Annotated in this window: 18 protein-coding genes, 2 CRISPR repeat arrays and 1 riboswitch; of the genes, 16 read left to right on the plus strand and 2 right to left on the minus strand. The window is 36.0% G+C overall.

What is annotated here, in order from left to right; translation table 11 throughout:
* The 13 genes from MLD65_RS11855 to MLD65_RS11915 all read left to right on the plus strand — a co-directional run.
* A partial coding sequence (locus tag MLD65_RS11855; protein ID WP_243292084.1) for a transposase domain-containing protein occupies positions 1 to 202 on the plus strand: 202 nt, incomplete at its 5' end.
* A gap of 72 nt (positions 203 to 274) precedes the next feature.
* A CRISPR array of direct repeats spans positions 275 to 1,616; the repeat unit is 30 nt; unit sequence GTTTTTATCTTAACTATGAGGGATTGAAAC.
* A gap of 232 nt (positions 1,617 to 1,848) precedes the next feature.
* Positions 1,849 to 3,618 (plus strand): TIGR02556 family CRISPR-associated protein, encoded by a 1,770-nt coding sequence (locus tag MLD65_RS11860; protein WP_347709296.1) that lies wholly within the window; start codon positions 1,849 to 1,851, stop codon positions 3,616 to 3,618.
* A complete protein-coding gene (gene cas7b, locus MLD65_RS11865; protein ID WP_243292086.1) occupies positions 3,611 to 4,558 on the plus strand; it encodes a type I-B CRISPR-associated protein Cas7/Csh2 in 948 nt (315 codons plus the stop codon). The genes MLD65_RS11860 and cas7b overlap by 8 nt, the downstream gene beginning before the upstream one ends.
* An 11-nt stretch (positions 4,559 to 4,569) precedes the next feature.
* A complete protein-coding gene (gene cas5b, locus MLD65_RS11870; RefSeq protein ID WP_243292087.1) occupies positions 4,570 to 5,295 on the plus strand; it encodes a type I-B CRISPR-associated protein Cas5b in 726 nt (241 codons plus the stop codon).
* Between the two features lie 63 nt (positions 5,296 to 5,358).
* Positions 5,359 to 7,698 (plus strand): CRISPR-associated helicase Cas3', encoded by a 2,340-nt coding sequence (gene cas3 / locus MLD65_RS11875; protein ID WP_243292088.1) that lies wholly within the window; start codon positions 5,359 to 5,361, stop codon positions 7,696 to 7,698.
* 8 nt (positions 7,699 to 7,706) lie between these two features.
* Complete coding sequence (gene cas4 / locus MLD65_RS11880; protein WP_243292089.1) at positions 7,707 to 8,216, plus strand: CRISPR-associated protein Cas4; 510 nt, start codon at positions 7,707 to 7,709, stop codon at positions 8,214 to 8,216.
* A gap of 2 nt (positions 8,217 to 8,218) precedes the next feature.
* Positions 8,219 to 9,220, plus strand: a complete 1,002-nt coding sequence (gene cas1b / locus MLD65_RS11885; RefSeq protein ID WP_243292090.1) for a type I-B CRISPR-associated endonuclease Cas1b — start codon at positions 8,219 to 8,221, stop codon at positions 9,218 to 9,220.
* A gap of 10 nt (positions 9,221 to 9,230) precedes the next feature.
* Positions 9,231 to 9,494, plus strand: coding sequence for a CRISPR-associated endonuclease Cas2 (gene cas2, locus MLD65_RS11890; protein WP_243292091.1), 264 nt, complete (start codon positions 9,231 to 9,233; stop codon positions 9,492 to 9,494).
* A gap of 16 nt (positions 9,495 to 9,510) precedes the next feature.
* Positions 9,511 to 10,257 (plus strand): CRISPR-associated endoribonuclease Cas6, encoded by a 747-nt coding sequence (gene cas6 / locus MLD65_RS11895; protein ID WP_243292092.1) that lies wholly within the window; start codon positions 9,511 to 9,513, stop codon positions 10,255 to 10,257.
* 192 nt (positions 10,258 to 10,449) lie between these two features.
* Positions 10,450 to 13,334: direct repeats of the CRISPR family, unit length 30 nt; unit sequence GTTTTTATCTTAACTATGAGGGATTGAAAC.
* A 228-nt stretch (positions 13,335 to 13,562) separates the two neighbouring features.
* Positions 13,563 to 14,999 (plus strand): carbon starvation CstA family protein, encoded by a 1,437-nt coding sequence (locus tag MLD65_RS11900; RefSeq protein WP_243292093.1) that lies wholly within the window; start codon positions 13,563 to 13,565, stop codon positions 14,997 to 14,999.
* A 218-nt stretch (positions 15,000 to 15,217) separates the two neighbouring features.
* Positions 15,218 to 15,324, plus strand: a riboswitch (SAM riboswitch).
* Positions 15,325 to 15,424: 100 nt separating this feature from the next.
* Positions 15,425 to 16,753 (plus strand): Na+/H+ antiporter NhaC family protein, encoded by a 1,329-nt coding sequence (locus MLD65_RS11905; protein ID WP_243292094.1) that lies wholly within the window; start codon positions 15,425 to 15,427, stop codon positions 16,751 to 16,753.
* Between the two features lie 403 nt (positions 16,754 to 17,156).
* A complete protein-coding gene (locus MLD65_RS11910; RefSeq protein ID WP_243292095.1) occupies positions 17,157 to 17,360 on the plus strand; it encodes a hypothetical protein in 204 nt (67 codons plus the stop codon).
* Between the two features lie 187 nt (positions 17,361 to 17,547).
* A complete protein-coding gene (locus tag MLD65_RS11915; RefSeq protein WP_279326059.1) occupies positions 17,548 to 17,778 on the plus strand; it encodes a cysteine-rich CWC family protein in 231 nt (76 codons plus the stop codon).
* Between the two features lie 107 nt (positions 17,779 to 17,885).
* On the opposite strand, the gene MLD65_RS11920 is transcribed toward MLD65_RS11915, so the two are convergent.
* The gene (locus MLD65_RS11920) at positions 17,886 to 18,506 is read right to left on the minus strand and encodes an RraA family protein (RefSeq protein ID WP_243292143.1); all 621 of its coding nucleotides are present in this window, start codon (positions 18,504 to 18,506) and stop codon (positions 17,886 to 17,888) included.
* A 159-nt stretch (positions 18,507 to 18,665) separates the two neighbouring features.
* The gene (locus MLD65_RS11925; RefSeq protein ID WP_243292096.1) at positions 18,666 to 19,991 is read right to left on the minus strand and encodes an amidohydrolase family protein; all 1,326 of its coding nucleotides are present in this window, start codon (positions 19,989 to 19,991) and stop codon (positions 18,666 to 18,668) included.
* A 126-nt stretch (positions 19,992 to 20,117) separates the two neighbouring features.
* On the opposite strand from MLD65_RS11925, the gene MLD65_RS11930 reads away from it, so the two are divergent.
* From MLD65_RS11930 to MLD65_RS11940, 3 genes are all read left to right on the plus strand, one after another.
* On the plus strand, positions 20,118 to 20,420 hold the full coding sequence (locus MLD65_RS11930) for a hypothetical protein (RefSeq protein ID WP_243292097.1): 303 nt from the start codon (positions 20,118 to 20,120) through the stop codon (positions 20,418 to 20,420).
* Between the two features lie 12 nt (positions 20,421 to 20,432).
* Positions 20,433 to 20,975, plus strand: coding sequence for a GNAT family N-acetyltransferase (locus MLD65_RS11935; protein WP_243292098.1), 543 nt, complete (start codon positions 20,433 to 20,435; stop codon positions 20,973 to 20,975).
* A gap of 218 nt (positions 20,976 to 21,193) precedes the next feature.
* Positions 21,194 to 22,978 (plus strand): M3 family oligoendopeptidase, encoded by a 1,785-nt coding sequence (locus MLD65_RS11940; RefSeq protein WP_243292099.1) that lies wholly within the window; start codon positions 21,194 to 21,196, stop codon positions 22,976 to 22,978.
* Positions 22,979 to 23,000 lie beyond the last annotated feature (22 nt).

Raw genomic sequence — 23,000 nt, forward strand, 5'->3', positions numbered from 1 at the left:
AGGCGCAAGAGCCAGTGCCATCATTTACAGTATTGTGGAGACAGCGATCGCAAATGGATTAAATCCTTATTACTACCTTCGCTATCTATTTGAGCAGCTTCCCAATATAGATTTGACAGATATGGATGCCTTAGACCGACTACTTCCATGGTCAACATCTTTACCAGTGTCTTGTATTTCTTTTAAAAAGTTATTTAAATAATACTTCAAGTCCCCATCTGCATGAAGGTGGGGACTATTTTACGCTTACCCTACAAAATTGTTGCTTATTCTTGTTTTTATCTTAACTATGAGGGATTGAAACCGAAATGCCTTCTCAATATATGTGTCAACTGAATTGTTTTTATCTTAACTATGAGGGATTGAAACCAAATAATATATATGCTGCTGCTATAAACACGCGCGGTTTTTATCTTAACTATGAGGGATTGAAACTCGTATTTCATTTGAATGCCGTACTTGTTCCAAAATGTTTTTATCTTAACTATGAGGGATTGAAACTTTTGAGTTTGGACTGCCATAATGTCAGTTCCATAGTTTTTATCTTAACTATGAGGGATTGAAACTTTTTCCCTCGCATGTTTGCGGGTTGTTTTCGCTAGCGTTTTTATCTTAACTATGAGGGATTGAAACTACAATGTCAATATGGATGCGAGCGGTAACCCTCAAACGTTTTTATCTTAACTATGAGGGATTGAAACATCTACCAGAATACACCTCATACTCGCCATTTCCACGTTTTTATCTTAACTATGAGGGATTGAAACGTATTTTCGGAGATAAGATTGTTTACGAAGATAACGTTTTTATCTTAACTATGAGGGATTGAAACATCTACCAGAATACACCTCATACTCGCCATTTCCACGTTTTTATCTTAACTATGAGGGATTGAAACTGAGTTTTCACAATGTATAATATACAAGAATGTGCACAGTTTTTATCTTAACTATGAGGGATTGAAACTGCAGATACGGTCGCCAATACGGCAGAAACAAACGCGTTTTTATCTTAACTATGAGGGATTGAAACATGTTAGATTTTCCTAAAACTGTCAACTTCCCAAACTGTTTTTATCTTAACTATGAGGGATTGAAACCCAAGAATTCGAAAACGTGAAGAATGAACGAAGGAGTTTTTATCTTAACTATGAGGGATTGAAACGAGGTGGTGATCTTGTACAAGGGAAAACTGTATATGTTTTTATCTTAACTATGAGGGATTGAAACACGTATAAGTTTTAGTTGGTAAATTAATTCTCTTAACTATGAGGGATTGAAACTTTGTTTCGTCAGCTCCGATAAATTGCTGAATATCGTTTTTATCTTAACTATGAGGGATTGAAACCTTTTCCTTCGATAAACAGTGTCTCTAAATCTCGTAAAGCGTTTTTATCTTAACTATGAGGGATTGAAACCCATAATAGTTAGTAGCAACCAGAACAGGCACGCCAGTTTTTATCTTAACTATGAGGGATTGAAACTACAATTCTTTCGGTGATTCACTATACAATTCGTTGCGTTTTTATCTTAACTCTGAAGAATTGAAACGAAATTCCACATTCACTTCTCCCGCATATCCTTCTAGTTTTTATCTTAACTATGAAGGGGTGAGGATCCATTTTGGCTTTGTAATGTCTTTGTGGCTAGGTTGGTAGTTATTGAGAGGATAGGGAATTGATTGGTAAGGGAGCTTGCTATTCTTTTTTTAATTCTTCAAAAATGTGTCAATTTGACGAACAGCTATTAAAAAATTAATATTTAGAAATTTTTAGAGAGGAATTTAGAGGTGGATGTATAATTGCTTATTTATAGATAGTATTTTTGACCTATTTTATAAAAAAGTGGGGTGAAGTGTTTGATAGAATCGATTGCTCGTTTAGGAGAAAATCTTTTGAAAACTGAGAGCAAAAGTGCGATCGAACAAGTGGTTGAAAACCCAGGGTATCCTTACTGTTTTTTTATCTTACTTGAAGAATCCGATAATCGTTATATTTATAAAGGAATTGATTATGAGGAGACTTCTTCGGATTATGCGAAATATTTGTTTCGATCAGGATCATCTAGGGGAGCTAATTTTGCTCCAACTGCAAAAGTTACTGTGTTAAATAACACTTTTGAGCAAAAAATTTTAGGTTGGTTTAAAAGTGTTATTAAGGATAAAAAAGCCCCTCATACGGATAAATTGGAAATGATTTATGAAAGTTTGTTAGAGAAAAGAGACGACATACTGAACGATCTTGAACAAAATATTGAATCGTTCCAGCAAAGGGTATTAATCTCATTGAAAGTAAATAATCATTATCTCTTTGATACTCATATTTTCACTGAAGCTTTTTCCTATTTAATCCACAAAAAAGATTTTGAAGTTTCTGAATCGAACCAAAGATGTTCCATTTGTAATCAAAATAAGTCAACAGTTATAGGGAAAATGTCCGTCTTCAAATTTTTCACACTCGATAAGCCAGGATTCATTACTGGGGGGTTCCAAGAAGAAAATGCGTGGCGGAATTATCCGGTTTGTTTGGAGTGTAAATCATTTGTTGAAGCAGGAAGACATTTTATCGAAGAAAAACTACAGTTTCAATTTTATGGATTACCATATTTATTAATCCCTAGTTTCCTTCTGAAAAATGAAGAGATGGAAAGTGATGACGAAGTATTAGAAATTTTGCAAAATCAAAAAAAGCATATTCAATTATCAAAAGACCATAAAAATTCTCTTATGACAGATGAAGGGGATTTATTAGAAGTATTATCTGAACAAAATAATACGATTTCGTTTCATTTATTGTTTATGCAAAAAGTTCAAAGTGCGGAACGGATTTTACTAGTGATTGATGATATTTTGCCGTCAAGGTTGCGTCAGTTGTTTCAAGCGAAAGAGCATGTAGAAAAAACAGTCCTTTATAGAAAAAATCGTGATGAATTCGGTAACTTTCATTATGGCTATTTCCGAACCTTTTTTGCGAAATCGGACGACGGAAAGCGGAATGCAGATTTGAATAAATACTTTTTAACTGTAGTTGAATCTACTTTTAAGAAAAAAGAGTTAAAACTGTCATTCCTATTGAAATTTATGATGAAAGAAATTCGCAAAAGTTTTATCCAGCACAGTGAAGAACAATTTTATTGGAAGGTAAAACAAGCAATCGCTTGCCTATTATTTTTGGAAAAAATTGATGTGTTACATATGGAAGGAGGACAAGAACTTATGGGCAAATTCGACTCTTTATTTGAAGAATTTGGTCAGCAACTAAATTCGAACGAGAAGAGAGGAGTTTTCTTACTCGGCTCATTGACACAGATATTGTTAGAAGTTCAACAAATCGAACGCGGCTCGAAACCTTTTATGAAGCAATTAAAGGGACTGAAAATGGATGAAAGCACTATGAAAGCTTTACTTCCAAAAGTGATCAATAAATTAGAAGAATATGGATCGTTCACAAAATCTAGAAGGTTATTAGCAGAAGAGATTGCATCATATTTTATGAAATCACAAGAAAAATGGAAGCTCCCTGTCGATCAACTAAACTATTATTTTGTTTGTGGCATGACTTTAGCAACGAAAGTAAAAAATGTTTTATATGAAAAAGAGGAGGTAACAACGAATGCTTAAAAATCGATCAGAAATCTTATTTTTGTACGATGCTCAGTGGGTGAATCCAAATGGTGATCCGGTTGATGAAAACAAACCACGGATCGATGAAGAAACTGGGAGAAACATTGTTACGGACGTTCGTTTAAAGCGAACGGTTCGCGATTTTCTCTATCAATATCGCGAAAAGGAAATTTTTATTCGTGAAATTGCTGATGAAAATGATTACATACAAGACGCTAAGCAGCGAGCGGAAGACTTCCTCGTTGAAAATGGAGAGAAAATAAAAAAATCGAGTGTTACTCTTGCCAAAATGAAGGAAATCATTAACGAACAAGTCCTTTCTTCTTGTATTGACGTTCGATTATTTGGTGTCACACTTCCAATTGAGAAAAGTTCAATCACTCATACAGGTCCTGTTCAATTTAAAATGGGGCAATCTTTACATTCTGTGAAACTAGAATATGTGAAAGGAACGGGTGCATTCGCCTCAGGTAGCAATGCCTCGCAAAAAACGTTTAGAGAAGAATATGTACTCCCGTATTCCATGATTTCATTTTATGGAATCGTTAATGAAGAGGCAGCAAAATTCACAAAGTTAACAGGAGAAGATGTACAATTACTTTTAGAAGGAATGTGGAATGGGACGAAAAGTTTAATTTCACGGTCAAAAGTTGGACAAGTTCCTCGTTTGCTTATGAATGTAGTTTATAAAGAGAAGCATTTTCAAATTGGGGAGTTAGATAAATATATTCAGTTACATTCAGAAAAAGTTGCGGAAGAGATTCGAGACGTTCGAGATTATGTTATTGATGTTGATCCGCTTATTGACGTACTTACAAAGTATCATCACAAAATCGATTCCATTCAAGTAGCAATAGACGAACGCCTACAATTATCTTCTGATTTAATTAATGAGTTAAAGAATAAAGAATTTGTTGTTAAACTATTGTCATATTAAGGGTGAAGAAGATGAAAGTTCTCGTTTTTGATATTTGGGCAGATTACGGTCATTTTCGTAAATATTTTACAACATCTTCACCATTAACCTATTCAATCATACCACCGACAGCGATGTATGGAATATTAGGTGCAATTTTAGGACTTTCAAAGGAAGAGAATCAATACTTAATGAAGGTAAATGAAAACACCGTAAAATATGGTGTGCAAATTGTGAATCCGATTAAAAAAATTCGCTTAGGTATGAACTATATTAATACAAAAGGAAAAGTTTGGATTCCGAAACAACGGAGGGAAGGGGCTAGAACACAAATCCGAACGGAATTCTTAAAGAATCCGTATTATCGATGTTATATTCATTTAACAGACGAGCAGTTATTTAATCGTTTGATTGATTATGTAAAGGAACATAAAACGGTGTTTTCAACTTCTTTAGGACTAAGTGAATGTCTAGCTAATTTTCGCTACGTACGGGACGATTTTTTTCAAAAATGCCCTCTTGAGGAAAAAAATAATATTTTAACTTCAATTCCTGCTTCTTATGTTGCATCAAATGGGGTAGAAATCGAAGAAGGAAAAACGTATATGAAGGAAAGAGTTGCGACGGCCATGAGCCCTCAAAGAGTCGTGTCAAATTATGAAGAAGTCATTTTTGAGCCCAATGGCATGCCTATAAAAGCTAGCATAAGTGAATGTTATCAAAATGAGCATGGAGACTACATTACGTTTATCAATTAGCCTTGTTTAAACAAAGCACGTTTGTGTTAAAACGTGCTTTTCTTTCATTGGGGGGTGCAAGGTGTGGAGACGCTTCTTTCACATCCGGATTATTCATTACAATTACATGTTCAAGGAGTCTTAAAACAAATTGAACACTTTATAGATGAAAAAAACTTATCCTTTCATGATAATGAAGAAATAAAGGAGATTGCGGAGCTACTTGGACTCTTTCATGATATTGGCAAGGCGACAAGCTATTTTCAAAAATATATACGCCATGTTGGAGATATAAAAATTTCAAACCAGTTGAAAAGTCATAGTTTGCTTTCGGCTTTTCTCCTTTATCAATTTATGAATAAAGAATTGGATACGCATTTTTCTGACGACCGATTAATACTCATCTCTTTCCTCATTGTTAAAAGGCATCACGGGCAACTAACGAATTGGCTTGATGAGTTTAAACAGTTCAATCATGAGATGAAAGAGCAACTAATCATGCAAATTGATTCTATTGACTTTCGGTTATTAAACGAAACATTCAAAACGATGCCGTATTATAGCCCGTTGACAAAGGACGTTTGTGAAAGCTGGGTCGAAGATTTATTTAAAGAAGCGCGAAAAATTCGTCGGAAAGTAATGCAGTACAATCGAGATGGAAATTCCCTTTCGCTTTATATCCAATATTTATTTTTATTTTCGATATTAATTGATGCTGATAAGTCTGAGGCAGGGATTTTACAAAGACATCACTTTCCAAAACGCAAAGATTTAGCAAATAATCTCATCAAAACATATAAAAGTGCACAACAATGGAAAAAAACGGAGTTAAATCAATTGCGTGAAAAAGCGTTTCAGGAAGTGGATCAACATAATATAGATTTATCCAACCACTTTTATTCTCTGCAATTACCGACCGGGCTTGGGAAAACATTAACATCAATCCAATTTGCGTTAAATTTAAGAAGAGTGGTTGAGGAGACTGAAGGAATTAAGCCAAGAATTATTTATAGCTTACCTTTTTTAAGTGTTATTGACCAGACCGAACAAATCATCCAAACGATTTTTAAAGAAAATCAAATAAAAGTGGATCAATCATTAGTTCTTGCTCATCATCATCTGGCTGATTTTCACTATTCTATTTATGATCAAGAAAGCTATCAAACGTACGATTATAACGCTGCAAAATTATTAATAGAAGGATGGAATGCAGAAATTATATTAACAACCTTTATACAATTGTTTCAAACGATTTTTTCGAATAAAAATAAATCTTTAAGAAAGTTTCATCGCCTAGCAAATGCCATCATTATTATTGATGAGGTTCAAGCTATTCCGCATAAATATTGGCTTGTTATTCGGGAAACGATGAAGGCTTTATCAGAAAATTTAGGGTGTTATTTTGTGTTTAGTTCTGCGACAACGCCAGCTATTCTTCCGAAAGAGGAAATCACACAATTAGTCGTACCAGAGAATTATTATCACGTATTATCCCGTGTTGAGTTGTTTGCGCATATGGCACCCGTTACGATTACTGATCTGATTGATTCGTTGCAACTAGATGATCATAAGTCCTATTTATTTATTTTTAATACAATTGGGTCTGCTAAAGAGTTTTATGAAGAAATGACCGAACTGATCGATGGGGATGAAGTGACTTTTTTATCGACTCATATTACTCCTTATGAGCGATTGAAAAGAATTAAAGATATGAAAAGTGGAAAATATCGAGTAGTCGTTAGTACACAGCTTGTAGAGGCAGGGGTGGATATTGATTTTGATGTTGTTTATCGTGATATAGCTCCGCTTGATTCCATCCATCAAGCTGCTGGAAGATGCAATCGAAATGGTTTGAATAAAGGTGAAGTTCATGTTATTCATCTGAAAGATGGTCATAGGAGTTATGCATCGTATATTTATGATGCCATTCGATTAAATGTTACAAAGGAACTGTTAAGGACAAAGCCAAAACTCAGTGAAAAAGAGTTTCTTCAATACATTGAAATCTATTTTCAAAAGCTTTTAGAGAGAGTGGCTAACAAAGAATCTACTAGCCTGTTAAATGGAATGAAGACATTATATTTTGACGGTGAGGTAGAGTCCGATCGCATTCCGATTTCCCATTTTAAATTAATTGAAGAAAACCATGACCGAATCGAAGTGTTTATCGAATTAAATGATGAGGCACGAGACATATTTAATCGATTTGAGAAAATTTTAGACATTCAAAATAGATGGGAACAACAAGAAAAGTTTTCAAAAATCAATTCGAAGTTTCATCAATATGTCGTGTCGATTCCATTAAAAGTTGATCATAAACCGCCTTTAAGAAACGGGATTGGCTATGTCGGTCAGGATCAGTTAAGTGATTTTTATGATCTTGTTTTAGGATATAAAACAAGTAGTACAGGATTAATATGGTAGGTGAAATAATGAGCTTTGAAATGCCGATAACCGGTACACACATTTGGTATTACTTTGTATGTAAAAGAGAAGTTTGGTTACTGATCCACCAAATTGCAGCTGATCAAGATCATGAGGACTTAGACTACGGACGATTTATTTCTGAGCAAAGATATCGTCGCGATAAAAAAGAAATTTCAATTGGTAATATAGTAGTGGATCGTTTGAGAACTGAAAATGGTCAACTCATTGTAGGTGAAGTAAAGAAGTCTTCAAAGTTTAAAAAAAGTGCTAAAATGCAACTGCTTTATTATTTGGACAACTTAAGAAAAATGGGGATCGAGGCAAAAGGAGAGCTATTATTTCCCGAAGAGCGAAAGAAGGAAGTCGTTGAATGGAGTGTGGAAGGAATAGAGGAATTAAAAAAAGCGATGGAAGATATCCGGAAAATCGCTCGACTTCCAGTACCACCAAATCCAGAAAAAATTCCATTTTGTCGTAAGTGCGCGTATAAAGAATATTGCTGGGCGGAGGGATAAATGTGAAAAAGACGCTCTATATATTTCAAAATGGTGAATTACGCCGGAAAGATAATAGCTTATATTTTGAAAGCGAGGGAAGGAAGAAATATATTCCTGTGGAAAACACGAATGATATTTATCTTTTTGGTGAGGTTGATGTTTCCAAACGATTTCTTGAATTTGCATCTCAAAAAGAGTTAATCATTCATTATTTTAACCACTATGGATATTATATTGGATCGTTTTATCCGAGGGAACATTTAAATGCCGGTCACGTTATTTTAAAACAAGCCGAGCATTATTTAGATAATCAGAAAAGATTAACGTTAGCCCGAACGTTTATTGATGGTTCCATACAGCAAATGCACCGAGTTTTGAAATATTATGAATCACGCATAACAGATAATGGACGATTAAAAGATGTAATTGTCCAAATGAAAGAAGAAAAGAAACGGTTACTTGAAGCGAATTCAGTTGAGGAGTTGATGGCTAGTGAAGGACATATGAGAGAAAAATATTATTCGACGTTCGATACGATCATAAACAACAAAGATTTCATTTTTGAAAAACGATCAAAAAGGCCACCGCTTAATCGTTTAAACGCGTTAATTAGTTTCGGAAACTCTATTGTTTATACGATGGTGTTAAGTGAAATTTATAAAACGTATTTAGATCCAAGAATTGGTTATTTGCATGCGACGAATTTTAGAAGGTTCTCGCTAAACTTAGACATTGCTGAAATTTTTAAACCAATCATTGTTGATCGGTTAATTTTTACACTCATTAATAAAAAGATGTTATCCAAAAAGCATTTTGAAAAAATGACGGATGGGATTTTGCTGTCAGAGGAAGGAAGAAAGGTGTTTATAAGTGAGTTGGAGAAAAAAATGCAGACGACGATTAATCATCGACATCTTGGCAAATCCGTTTCATATCGAAGGTTAATCCGCCTTGAGTTATATAAACTGCAAAAGCATATTCTAGGGGAAGCACTCTATCAACCGTATGCGGCGAAATGGTAGGTGAAGTGAATTGTTTGTTATTCTCGTTTATGATTTTAACGAAAGAAGAGTTGGCAAAGCTTTAAAGATTTCAAGAAAATATCTGCATTGGGTGCAAAATTCAGTTTTTGAAGGGGAAATGACACAAGCTAATTTTAAAAAGTTAAAATATGAATTGAAAGCATTGATGAATCCAGAAGAAGATTCCATTATTTTTTATACATTTCGATCACAAAAGTACTCGAAAAGAGAAGAGTACGGATTGAAAAAAGGTGGAGATGAATTTATTTTATAATAAGGAGTTTGAATACATGAGATTAAAAGTACAATTTCGACCAATCAATGATTCGTTAATCTTACCGCTCAATTATCAAGAGTGTCTTCAAGGATTGTTATATAGTTCATTAAATGATCCAACTTTTTCGTCATTTATACATGATAAAGGATTTCAAAAAGGAAAGAGATCATTTAAGTTGTTTACATTCAGTCGATTATTCGGTGAGCATGTTATTCTTAGAAAAGAAAAAAAGATAAAATATTTTAATACCATTACTTGGCATGTAGGGGCTGTCATGTCCCAATTTATCCAATTGCTCGGTGAGAATTTTCTGTTTCGTGGTGAAACAATTTACCTTAAAGGACAGCCTCTAGAAATCGTAAAAGTTGAAGTGGAAAAAGTAGAAATCAATGAACAATCGTATTTGATTGAGATGTTGTCACCACTTACTGTTTATAGTACATATGAACAAGCAAATGGAACAAAAAAGACACACTTTTTCTCGCCATTTGATGAAGTATTTCCAATTATGGTTGAGAATAACTTTTATAATAAATATGAAGCGTTTTATGGAACAAGTCCTGAAACAAGATTCGTCATTAAGCCGATTGATGTAAAACAGAAATACAAAGTAGTTACAAGCTTTAAAGGATTTCGAATTACAGCATGGCAGGGAAAATTTGAACTATCTTCATCTCCAGAGCAAATCCGATTCGCTTATGGATCGGGACTAGGAAGTAGAAACTCACAAGGTTTTGGAATGTTTCAGATTATTAAGTAAAAAAAGTCGTCGACCTCCAATAGCGCTAAAATCCCGGGAGATCGACGACTTTTCGAAATTCAAAGGAAAATTGACAAAATCAAAGCATTAAAGAAAAAATACCCATTTTAACAAAAAAGGCACATTTTTTAAAACAAATAAAAAGGAATTCAAAAAAGAATGTAGAACCTATAATACATGCGGTTTTTTGGGGTTTTTATCTTAACTATGAGGGATTGAAACCCCGATTCTTTTTCGATTTTTTGAATACTTTCATAAATGTTTTTATCTTAACTATGAGGGATTGAAACACAAGCAATATGATAGCGTTACGTTCCACGAGCTATACGTTTTTATCTTAACTATGAGGGATTGAAACGCCAACCATGACGAGCACATTGTTAGTTGTGATAGGTTTTTATCTTAACTATGAGGGATTGAAACTCTAAGCAAACTGATCAAGATGATCATCAAGAGTCTGGTTTTTATCTTAACTATGAGGGATTGAAACACTTTTCATCAAGAAGTTTTTCGATATCCTCTTTTTTCGTTTTTATCTTAACTATGAGGGATTGAAACAATCCAAGTCGTTTAAACTCTTCGGTGATTTCACTTGTTTTTATCTTAACTATGAGGGATTGAAACAAAGAATTTAAAGATCAGTTCAATAGCGACTTAGAGTTTTTATCTTAACTATGAGGGATTGAAACCAAATAATATATATGCTGCTGCTATAAACACGCGCGAAGGTTTTTATCTTAACTATGAGGGATTGAAACCATCTAACTCATCTTTCATGTATCGGAATAGCTCCTCGTTTTTATCTTAACTATGAGGGATTGAAACAGCTCATTTCTATGGATTCTTTTCTGTCTGTGTATCATGTTTTTATCTTAACTATGAGGGATTGAAACAAAATAACATTGGAGGCAAAGTCTTACATGCTTACAGTTTTTATCTTAACTATGAGGGATTGAAACCTTGACACCTTACAGGGCTTTTCTGGGCTTCATTGGTTTTTATCTTAACTATGAGGGATTGAAACAGCGAATCAGTAAAAATTTATGTTCCTTCTACTATGTTTTTATCTTAACTATGAGGGATTGAAACCCATAATAATTAGTAGCAACTAAAAGTGGCGTTCCATCGTTTTTATCTTAACTATGAGGGATTGAAACCTGTACGAGCTGTCATTTTCTCTTCCATGTCTTCCAGTTTTTATCTTAACTATGAGGGATTGAAACGTTTATTAAAGCACTAAAGCCCTGCTTTCCATCCCTGTTTTTATCTTAACTATGAGGGATTGAAACCGAAGTGAGGGTGTTAGAATCTCTCTTCTCTCCCGTTTTTATCTTAACTATGAGGGATTGAAACTAAGAATAGGAAGAACACATTTAATCCTCTTAGCCGTTTTTATCTTAACTATGAGGGATTGAAACATATATTTCAGCACATGTTTAAGTTCCTTCATCCTTGCGTTTTTATCTTAACTATGAGGGATTGAAACCTTAGCACAACGAATCAAAGATACGAGCGCAAAGCTGTTTTTATCTTAACTATGAGGGATTGAAACCGAGTGATGAAAGGAGGGCGCGTCATGAACCACGAAGTTTTTATCTTAACTATGAGGGATTGAAACTAACAATCAATAATTTCTTTTTCATACTTTCACCTCGTTTTTATCTTAACTATGAGGGATTGAAACCTTGAAGAAGATGGAACAATGGGCGCTGGAACAAAGGTTTTTATCTTAACTATGAGGGATTGAAACACTATTTACTTATAAATATAGCTACTTTTCTGCTTGTTTTTATCTTAACTATGAGGGATTGAAACAAATGAATACTTAATTGTCCGAGCGAAGCACGCAAGGTTTTTATCTTAACTATGAGGGATTGAAACTCAAGTGCGTCTGCTTGGTCGGCTAAACAATAGCAACTGGTTTTTATCTTAACTATGAGGGATTGAAACTATATTTTTGACCCGTCTGACAATCTATTAGCGATGTTTTTATCTTAACTATGAGGGATTGAAACCCCTGTCACTAAGCCTACTATGGTGTGCGGTAGCCTCGTTTTTATCTTAACTATGAGGGATTGAAACTCCCTTCTTTTGTTGTCCATTCATCGCTTTTTCCAGGTTTTTATCTTAACTATGAGGGATTGAAACCATTTCCCCTTTTCATTTTATTTTTGTTTTTGTGCGTTTTTATCTTAACTATGAGGGATTGAAACAAAGGAGACGACAACAGCCACAACACTCCGAACAAGTTTTTATCTTAACTATGAGGGATTGAAACTTGCTTCAAACGTTTGATCAATACAATGTATCTTTCGTTTTTATCTTAACTATGAGGGATTGAAACTAATAACTCATTCCTGCGATATGTTGGGACAGATCGGTTTTTATCTTAACTATGAGGGATTGAAACCGTGCATGAAGACGGAGACTATGCGGCTCGCTCAAGTTTTTATCTTAACTATGAGGGATTGAAACTCTGATACAAGGTACGATTCATAGTTTCGAACCACTTGTTTTTATCTTAACTATGAGGGATTGAAACTCAGTTAATATGATGTAACCAGTTGCATCGTTATTTCCCGTTTTTATCTTAACTATGAGGGATTGAAACTCATTCAACCGACATAATTCAAAATGCGTTTCATGCGTTTTTATCTTAACTATGAGGGATTGAAACTAGTCATCCCAGTCCTGGACTTTGCAATAAGCCTTTAATGTTTTTATCTTAACTATGAGGGATTGAAACCGGGATGACGTGGCACGACGCGAAGAAATCGCACAGCGTTTTTATCTTAACTATGAGGGATTGAAACTTAAATAGACACCTTTAACCGTAATGGTTTTGCCGCGTTTTTATCTTAACTATGAGGGATTGAAACACGACTTCCGAATCAGGTCGAGGATTTCTTCAAACTGTTTTTATCTTAACTATGAGGGATTGAAACGACGAATGGGATGGACACAATTGGGTAACTGAATCGTTTTTATCTTAACTATGAGGGGTTGAAACAATAAATGCACAGCTAACTTTGCTAAAGTACGTATGCGTTTTTATCTTAACTATGAGGAATTCAAACCGGTTTTTTCCATCCAATAAAGAGTTAGTGGATTTTAAAACTAATCATTAGTAGAACCTCTCTTGAAATAATTCATAAATTCTATTTTTATGTCTTGTAAGTTTTCAAAAATCACTCCTTCTATCTTGAGTTTTCTAAAAAATATCAAAATTCTATATTGAAAAACTATTAAAAGATCATTAAAATAGTCTTTAAACTTACAAACGACAAAACTAGGAGGTTGCAAAAATGGTTACATTTGTGACGGCAATTGTGTTATTAATTTTAGGGTATTTTATTTATTCGAAAGTGGTCGAAAAAATATTTGTTATTAATGATGCAAATGTAACGCCTGCTTATTCAAAAGCGGATGGGCTTGATTATACGCCACTCAGCTGGTGGAAAGGGACACTCATTCAGCTTTTAAATATTGCTGGTCTTGGTCCGATTTTTGGAGCTGTGATGGGGGCGTTATATGGTCCGGTTGCTTTTATTTGGATCGTGATTGGGTGTATTTTTGCAGGGGCCGTTCATGATTATTTTTCCGGAATGTTATCACTAAGGCATGGGGGAGAGCAATATCCTTCATTAGTCGGTCGTTATTTAGGAAATGTTGTGAAGGCTTTTATTAATGTTCTTTCTATCATTTTAATGATCCTAGTAGCGGCAGCCTTTACGGCGGGGCCTGCGCAGCTTATTGCCCAAGTAACACCGTTAAGCTATATGGCAGCGATTCTAATCGTATTTGCTTATTTTGTGTTAGCTGCTGTATTACCAATTAATAAAGTGATTGGGCGGATTTATCCAATCTTCGGGGCGGTTTTACTATTTATGGCTGTATCCATTGGTATCGGACTGTTTTTTATGGACAAACCGATTCCAAACGTAACATTTGAAAATTTACATCCGAACGAATTGCCAATTTGGCCACTGCTTATGGTGACTATTTCATGTGGAGCGATCTCTGGATTTCACTCTACGCAAAGTCCAATTATTGCTCGGACGATGAAAAAAGAAAGTGACGGTCGGAAAGTATTTTACGGTGCGATGATATTAGAAGGAGTTATCGCGCTCATTTGGGCAGCGGCAGGAATGACGTTCTTCGGTGGAACAAACGGATTAGGTAGTGCATTAGCGGAAGGTGGACCTGCAGGTGTTGTCAATGAAATTAGCACCTCATTACTCGGTACACTCGGTGGAATTATGGCGATTTTAGGTGTTATTGTTTTACCAATCACAACAGGTGACACGGCTTTACGCTCTTCTCGGATGATGCTCGTAGACTTAGTGAAGCAATTTGGAATGAACGTGAATTCCCCTAAAAAATCAGTATTATTGACCATTCCAGTTATCGTTGTGACATTTGCGCTGACTCAAATGGATTATACATTCCTATGGCGATACGTTGGCTGGACAAATCAAGTCGTTGCAACGGTCATGCTTTGGACGGGCGCTGTCTACTTATTACAAAACGGAAAATTTCACTGGATTTGTAGTATTCCCGCAATGTTTATGACAAGTGTCGTTACTACGTATTTATTTTACGCTCCAGAAGGGTTCCAGATGGCTTTCCGACCGTCTATGATCATCGGCTTAATTTTAACGGCTGCGGTTATCGGTTGGTATTTTGCTCAAATTAAAAAGTTTAAAAATTCTGAATACAAAACATTAAGCAAAGCAGTATAAAAAAGCTGTCAACTAAGACAGCTTTTTCCTTTTTGAAAAGAAAAACATACAGTAAAAAGACTTATATATCAAGGAGTTTAGAAAGCATTATAAAGTAGCAAATAAAATTTCATTGAATATTTAAAAAAATATGACATCCCTGATAAGTATTGCACTTCTGTTTAAAATGCTGTACTCTTTATTTACTTTGTTATTTTAGCGAAATAAAAATATATATCTTCTTATCAAGAGAGACGGAGGGACTGGCCCGAGGATGTCTCGGCAGCGGACTCATTTATGAGTGCTGTGCCAAATCCAGCAAGCTTTTTGGCTTGAAAGATAAGAAGGGTTTCTTATAGATACGTATAAGACCTCTTCTTATGTTTGCAAAAAGAAGAGGTCTTTTTGTATGGCCTTTTCGACATTTTATGAAATGAGGTGGAAGTATGGAAATCAAAAAGGGAAATCCATTTGCGTTATTTCCATTTTTAGTCTTTTTAATCTTGTTTATCGGTGCTGGTATTGTCACAGGAGATTTTTATCAATTTCCTGTCATTGTTGCGATTATGATCGCATCTAGTATTTCGCTTTTAATGAAAAGAAAGGAATCTTTGCACAAGAAAATAGACGTGTTTACAAAAGGTGCAGGAAATCCGAATGTCATGTTAATGGTCATCATATTTTTATTAGCAGGTGCTTTTTCGGAAGTGGCAAAAGGTATGGGAGCGGTAGAATCCACTGTTAACTTAGCCCTTTCTGTTGTACCGCAAAATTTATTGATCGTCGGGGTTTTCATCATTGCTTGTTTTATTTCGATTTCGATGGGAACATCGATGGGAACCATTGTCGCATTAGCCCCAATTGGAGTTGGAATTAGTGAACAGACAGATATTTCATTAGCCTTATCGATGGCGTCTGTGATTGGCGGTGCGATGTTCGGGGACAACTTATCGTTTATTTCGGATACGACGATTGCAGCTGTTCGTACGCAAAACACGAAAATGAAAGATAAATTTAAAGTAAACTTCTTTATCGTGTTACCGGCTGCCGTTGTGACCGCGATTTTGTTCGGTGTATTAACAGCAGGAGCAGAGGCGCAAATTACAAATGAATCCTTTAACTTTATTAAAATTTTACCGTACTTAGGTGTGATTATTGCAGCATTAGCTGGAGTGAATGTGTTAATCGTCTTAACGGGTGGAATTATTTTTGCTGGAATCATCGGCTTAGTTGACGGCAGTTATAAAGGTGGTATGGCGTTCATTCAGGCGATTGGAACGGGTGTTGTTGGAATGGAAGACCTTGCTCTATTAGCCATCCTTATTTCTGGAATGGTCGCAGTTATTAAGCATAACGGCGGTATTGATTTCTTACTTCAACTTGTGACACGAAATGTGAAATCGAACAAAGGTGCTCAACTAAGCATCGCAGGACTTGTTAGCTTAACGAATTTATCAACGGCGAACAATACGATTTCCATCTTAATCGCTGGACCGCTTGCAAAAAATATTGCCGACAAATTTGATGTGGATCCGCGGAAATCAGCAAGCATTCTTGATATATTCTCTTGTGCGTTCCAAGGATTGATTCCTTACGGTGCTCAAATGTTAGCAGCAGCGGGTATCGCATCGATTTCACCAATCAGCATTTTACAATATTCGTACTACCCTATTTTAATTGGAATTTGCGGTGTGCTTGCGATTCTCTTTGAATTCCCTCGATTAAATAGAAAAAAAGAAATGCAAAAAGAAGTAGAAGTGAATAAAGCGATATAAAAGGTCTCGGATGAGGCCTTTTTTATCCCACTCTTAACGGGCAGTAAGACCCCCACCTCAAGATTCTGTAGTAAAGCAAAGAAGATAGGTGGGGGACAACTGCCCGTAAAGGTCCGATTGGTTCAAGGGCCTTTAGGTCATCCCGTAGGGACTAACATTCAGTGGGGGAAAAAACCCCCACTGAATGAAGTTTCACTTTATATGAAACCCCAATTATGTCGATTGTAGCCCCAATTAATGAAAATAAGCCCCAATTAATGAAAATAACCCCCAATTAATGAAAATAACCCTCAATTTATGAAAAAGACCCCCAACTAAACTCCAAAAAACATAACTTTCATTAACAAATATTCGAAACTTTTCATTATTATCAAACGTACAAATTAAGAAAGAGGTGATGAAAATGTCCGTATTCTTTCTTATTTTACTCCCAATTGTCATAATTTTTATTGCTATCGGTGTATCCAAACCATCAAATCGTCGTTATATGAAAGGAATCAATCATTCTACCCATTACACAGGAGACTATGACGATTCAACTAATTGTGATAGCTTTGGAGGAGATTTTGGCGGAGGGGATAGCGGTAGTTGTGGAGGGGGCGATTAAGCCTTTTTATTGAAAGCATAATAGGTTGTACAAAATTTTTTGTCTAGTTCCGGGCTCATCGGATTGAGGTCAAAAGCCAATAGACGGGCGCGCCTTCCGATTTCTTAATTAAAATGAATAATTAGATAGCATCTCGGCAAGTTAACTTAAAAAATGTCCCTTAGTAAGGCTAATACGTTTATTATATATGGAAAGTGAGAGGCGGTTGTTGACGTTGGAAAATAAATATTGTCCGATATGTGGAGAAGAAAACAAGTGTATGGCAGGGACACAAGAACAATGGAACTGCTGGTGTGGTAAGCAAGGAACATTTCCTAAAGGAATCTTTGAGTTCGTTCCAACAGAGAGTAATGGGAAACATTGTATATGTGAAAACTGTGTAAATACATTTAGAGAACAATCAAACATAGAAAATTGAACCGTAAATGACTCCGAGAACAGATCTGGTTTTTCAATACTAAAAATAAAGTAGTTAGAATAAGAAACAGAAGTTAAAAAACTAACTACTGTTTCTTATTTACGCAATTAATTATTTAAAAGAATAGAGTCGAGGTACTTCCTTATTGCATCTGGATTCCCTGAAATTTGCTCTTCTCTCTTAATATCTTGATCTAGCTTTTTCATTGATTTTGAAAGAATGTCTTTCTCTATGTTTTGTGGTACGACTACTACTCCATCTGCGTCGCCTACGATGATGTCTCCAGGATTGACCGAAACTCCTCCACATGAAATCGGAACATTTATTTCTCCAACACCGGCTTTACCACTAGCAGCAACAGTCGTTCCTTTACAAAAGATAGGATAGTTTAATGCTTTAACGCCTTGGATATCACGGATGACACCGTCAACAACCATTCCTCTTATTCCTAAAGTCTTTGCCATACCTACTACAAAATCACCAGCAATTGCTCGATAAGTATCCCCTTTGGCATCAATGACTAAAATATCACCGGGTTTGGCCTCTCGAATAGCTCGAAGTACAACAAGATTGTCTCCAACCGGCATTTTTACTGTAAAAGCTCTTCCTGCTCCCTTAAACTCATCCTTTAACGGCTTAATACTTGGATCTAGATTGTTCAGTCCTTGCATGGCATCTGATATGCATGTAGTCGGAATATTTGCAAATAACTTAATGCTATCTGTCATCATACTACTCCTTTCATCATGGGCTATTAACTGAATTTAATCATATAAAAATAATGAAGTAAATTAGAAAATAGTTATCGATAGATATAACAAATGTGCATATCAGAGGTTAAAAAGAAAAAGCATCAAAACATATTTGTTTTGACGCTTTTGTGTTCTTTAACGAGTAAGTGACTTCTGTAATCGATTTACTTCTGCAATGATTTTTTCTTCATCAATTGTTGCGCATTCGCGGTTTTTCACGATTTGCTTCCCATCAATATAAACATCGCAAACATCTTGACCGTTTGCAGCGTATAAAAGATGAGAGAACGCTTCGCTAACAGGTTGGAGATGCGGCTTATTCGTTGGGTCGATCGTGATAAAGTCAGCACGCTTCCCCTTTTCTAAGGAACCGGTGTGAGGCATACCTATTGCTTCGGCACCAAGGCGTGTAGCCATTGCTAAAACAGTCCTTGCGTTCATTTTCGTTGCATCTTGATATAATCCTTTTTGCAAAAGCGCAGCTGTTCGGGCTTCTTCAAACATATCGTAGTTGTTGTTTGAAGCAACGCCGTCTGTTGCGATGCCGACTTTTATTCCAGCTTCTAATAGTTTTGGAACATCAGCAACACCAGATCCGAGCTTTAAGTTACTAATCGGGTTGTGTGCAACCCTTACATCGTACTGTTTTAACAATTGACGTTCTTCATCATTCAATACAACACCGTGGGCGATAACAGTTGGTTGGTCAAAAAGGTTCGAGCGACGAACATGCTCGACAGGACGAACCCCGTATTCGTTCGAGATGTTTTCAACTTCTAGTTCTGTTTCGGATACGTGAATATGGGCAAAGACATTTTGCTCCTTGGCAATTCGAGCACTTTCTTCAAGAGCTTTAGGTGTACATGCATAAGGACTATGCGGTGCAACCATTGTCGTAAGACGGCCATTTGCATAGTTTTTATAAGTTTTCACGAAGCGTTCTGCTTCCCGTAAGTTTCTTTGTTGTTCCTCTTCTGTACCAAAACTAAAAATCGTGTGAGAAAAAGCACCGCGTATGCCGCTTTCCGATAACGCTTCCATAATAGCGTCTGCGTCAATGCCATGCGGGTTGAACATATCAGAAAATGTAGTCGTTCCGGACTTGAGCATTTCTAAAACCCCAAGAGTTGAACTAACAACGCCGATTTCAGGTGTGAACTGTTGTTCAAGTGGCCAAATTTTTGTTTCTAACCAAGGCTTTAAAAGGATGTCATCGCCAATACCGCGCAAAAGGGTCATGACAATATGTGAGTGTGTATTCACGAGGCCTGGCATCACCCATTTCCCTTCTAAATTGACTTTCGTATCTGCTTTTTCAAAAAGTTCTTTTTTAAAAGGGCCAATATAGGAAATGGAGTCACTGTCTACAAGTATGAGTCCATTTTCAATGATTTCATGATCTGGATTCATTGTAAAAAACGTTCCATTGTGGAAAGCTTTCATGTTGTCTTCTCCTTCCATTATCAGTTAGACGTCATACAACTAAAATGATTTCTGTTAGATTAACAAAATACCACGAAAAAGTAAATAACATACCTATTTATTTTAAAAATATATGGTAAAATTTAGATGTTGGAGGTGTGAACATTGGGTGAAGAACATCGAATAGAGTTGAGGAGAATACGGATTACCCTAATTTTTATGGCTATTTTTTTGTTATTTGGCCTTAATAATCAAAAAGTGATTGTAGAAGAGTCGTACGATAGTAGTGAAAATGAGTTATATCCGTATAGAGAGAATATGATCAAATTAGGGGATCAACATATTGGGATATTACGAGGTATGTCTGAATGGGATCAAGAGCTCGAAATCTATCAATATAATGAGGAAACGAATGAGCTCAAGTTAAAGAAAGTAATAAGACTAGAAGAATTGCGTTATTCCGAGTAAGTGGAGGGGAAAATGGATAAAAACGTATTGATAAGAAGAATTAAAACTTCAGATTATCCGATACTTTGGCAATATATTTACGGGGAAAAAGATCCAGAATGGAAGAAGTGGGATGCTCCTTACTTTCCGCTAGAAGAAATTACCTATGAGGAATTTTGTGAAGATATGGATGAGATTGTGAATGATAAGATTCCAAGAAGGAAAGTTATCGAAGTGAATGGTGAAGTGATTGGTGCTGTTTCGTATTACTGGGAGCATCGTCCTTCCAATTGGTTAGAAGCGGGGATTGTTATTTATCATCCAGACTATTGGAGTGGAGGCTATGGGACAGAAGCCCTTCGTTTATGGGTTGATGAATTGTTTCATACACTACCACTTGTTCGAGTGGGCATTACAACGTGGTCGGGGAATAAACGAATGATAAGATGTGCAGAGAAACTTGGAATGAAACTGGAAGGTCGCTTAAGAAAATGCCGGCTTTACAAGGGGAAATACTATGATTCGATTCGGATGGGGATTTTGCGAGAGGAATGGGAGAACATTCGAAACTCGTAATCGAAGAAATTTTGGAAGGTGACAAAGCTCCTGTTGGTAGGGATGATTGCTAAAATCATCCGAAAGTAAAAAAGGAAAAGGTATGACTGTATACGAATATATAAATGAGAACGAAAACACGATGAATTCAAAGTACATTTCGTTACTAAGGGAGAGTTGGCATATACAAATGGAAAAGGAAATGCCTATTGCCGAATTATTTAATGAGGGGGAATACGATGGAAAATAGAACGTATAAAGAAACGTGGGATTTAGACGTATTTTTTAAAGGGGGAAGTGAATCAGAAGCATTTCGGCACTATTTAGACGAAATCAAAGTGAGTCTTCATCAGTTTAACGAGAATGTACCATACATAAACTCCATGAACTCTCTCCAAGAGGTATTAGAACAATATAAGGATGTAAGTGAAAAAATGGATGAGGCGAGTGCCTTTGTAGAATGTTTAAAAGCTCAAAATACAGCCGATAAAAAAGCGAGCATGCTAGAAATTGAGCTCACATCCCTTTTTGCGAAGCTAGACAATGCGCTGACGGTGATGGATCAAAAAATGGTCGAAATTCCAGATCAAGAATGGAACGATGGTCTTGCTAACGATTCTTTACGAGAATTGTCATTTGTCTTAAATGAGAGAAGAAATCGTGCGAAAGAGTTGCTGTCTGTACAAGAAGAAATGCTCATTCAATCATTGGCGGTCGATGGTTATCATAGTTGGGGACAAATGTATGATGAGATTGTTTCCAAAATGACGATACCAGTTCAACAAGAAGGTGAAGTGAAGAATTTTTCAGTGGGTCAGGCCTATAATAAATTTTCCGATCCGAACCGGGAAGTCCGTAAGTACGTTTTCGAGGAATGGGAAAAAGCATGGGCAAAAGAAGCAGATTTATTAACGAGAACGTTAAATCATCTCGCTGGTTTTCGTTTATCCACGTACGAAAAGCGTGGTTGGAGTGATGTGTTAAAAGAGCCTTTAGCACTTAATCGAATGAAGAGTGAAACATTACAAATGATGTGGTCGACTATTGAAAAGTATAAGGAGCCACTCATTAAATACTTGAAAAGAAAAGCGGAGTTGTTAAATGTTGATCAATTAAGCTGGTATGATTTAGATGCACCAGTTGGAAAAGTGGAGAGCACGGTGTCATATCAGGAAGGAGCCGAATTTATTTTAAAGCATTTTGGTCAATTTGGAGAAAAATTAACGAAATTTACTGAGCGGGCGTTTACGGAGCAATGGATTGAAGCGGAAGATCGACCGCAAAAAGCGCCGGGCGGATTTTGCACGAGCTTTCCTGAAAGTGAACAGTCTCGTATTTTTATGACATATTCAGGTACGCCGACAAATGTGTCAACACTTGCACATGAGTTAGGACATGCATATCACCAAGAGGCAATGAAAGGAGTTCATCCTTTAAATAGCTTTTATGCGATGAATGTAGCAGAGACAGCTTCTACGTTCGCTGAATTAATCGTATCGAACGCAGCGGTACAAGAAGCACAAACGAAGGAAGAAAAAATAGCTCTCCTTGAAGAAAAATTGCAGTCAAGTGTTGCGATGTTTATGAATATTCACGCTCGCTTTCTTTTTGAAACCTCTTTTTATGAAGAAAGGAAGAAAGGCTGGGTATCAACGGAACGTTTAAATGAACTAATGACCGAAGCGCAAAAACGTGCCTATTGCGGGGCATTAAAGGAATATCATCCGCATTTTTGGGCTTCCAAGTTGCACTTTTATATTACCGATTATCCGTTTTACAATTTCCCATACACGTTCGGCTATTTATTCTCACTTGGCATTTATGCGAAAGCATTAGAAGAAGGTTCCACTTTTGAAGAGAAGTATATTGCATTATTAAAAGATACGGGATCCATGACGGTAGAACAATTGGCGAGTAAACATTTAAACGTTGATTTAACGAAACAAGCATTTTGGGAAAATGGACTCCAAATGGTGACAAAGGAAGTGGATGATTTTCTTGAACTAACAAAAGATCTCATTTAATGCAACGGTTTTTATAAATGAC

It is taken from the genome of Bacillus sp. FJAT-47783 (assembly GCF_022808615.1).
Lineage (GTDB): Bacteria > Bacillota > Bacilli > Bacillales > Aeribacillaceae > Bacillus_BZ.

Excerpts from the sequence above, each read along its gene's own strand:
- MLD65_RS11905 (WP_243292094.1), top strand. The coding sequence starts at position 15,425 with ATGGAAATCAAAAAGGGAAATCCATTTGCGTTATTTCCATTTTTAGTC.
- cas5b (WP_243292087.1), top strand. The coding sequence starts at position 4,570 with ATGAAAGTTCTCGTTTTTGATATTTGGGCAGATTACGGTCATTTTCGT.
- MLD65_RS11915 (WP_279326059.1), top strand. The coding sequence starts at position 17,548 with ATGGAAAGTGAGAGGCGGTTGTTGACGTTGGAAAATAAATATTGTCCG.
- MLD65_RS11910 (WP_243292095.1), top strand. The coding sequence starts at position 17,157 with ATGTCCGTATTCTTTCTTATTTTACTCCCAATTGTCATAATTTTTATT.
- MLD65_RS11920 (WP_243292143.1), bottom strand. The coding sequence starts at position 18,506 with ATGACAGATAGCATTAAGTTATTTGCAAATATTCCGACTACATGCATA.
- MLD65_RS11925 (WP_243292096.1), bottom strand. The coding sequence starts at position 19,991 with ATGGAAGGAGAAGACAACATGAAAGCTTTCCACAATGGAACGTTTTTT.
- MLD65_RS11900 (WP_243292093.1), top strand. The coding sequence starts at position 13,563 with ATGGTTACATTTGTGACGGCAATTGTGTTATTAATTTTAGGGTATTTT.
- MLD65_RS11935 (WP_243292098.1), top strand. The coding sequence starts at position 20,433 with ATGGATAAAAACGTATTGATAAGAAGAATTAAAACTTCAGATTATCCG.
- cas4 (WP_243292089.1), top strand. The coding sequence starts at position 7,707 with ATGAGCTTTGAAATGCCGATAACCGGTACACACATTTGGTATTACTTT.
- MLD65_RS11940 (WP_243292099.1), top strand. The coding sequence starts at position 21,194 with ATGGAAAATAGAACGTATAAAGAAACGTGGGATTTAGACGTATTTTTT.
- cas7b (WP_243292086.1), top strand. The coding sequence starts at position 3,611 with ATGCTTAAAAATCGATCAGAAATCTTATTTTTGTACGATGCTCAGTGG.
- cas6 (WP_243292092.1), top strand. The coding sequence starts at position 9,511 with ATGAGATTAAAAGTACAATTTCGACCAATCAATGATTCGTTAATCTTA.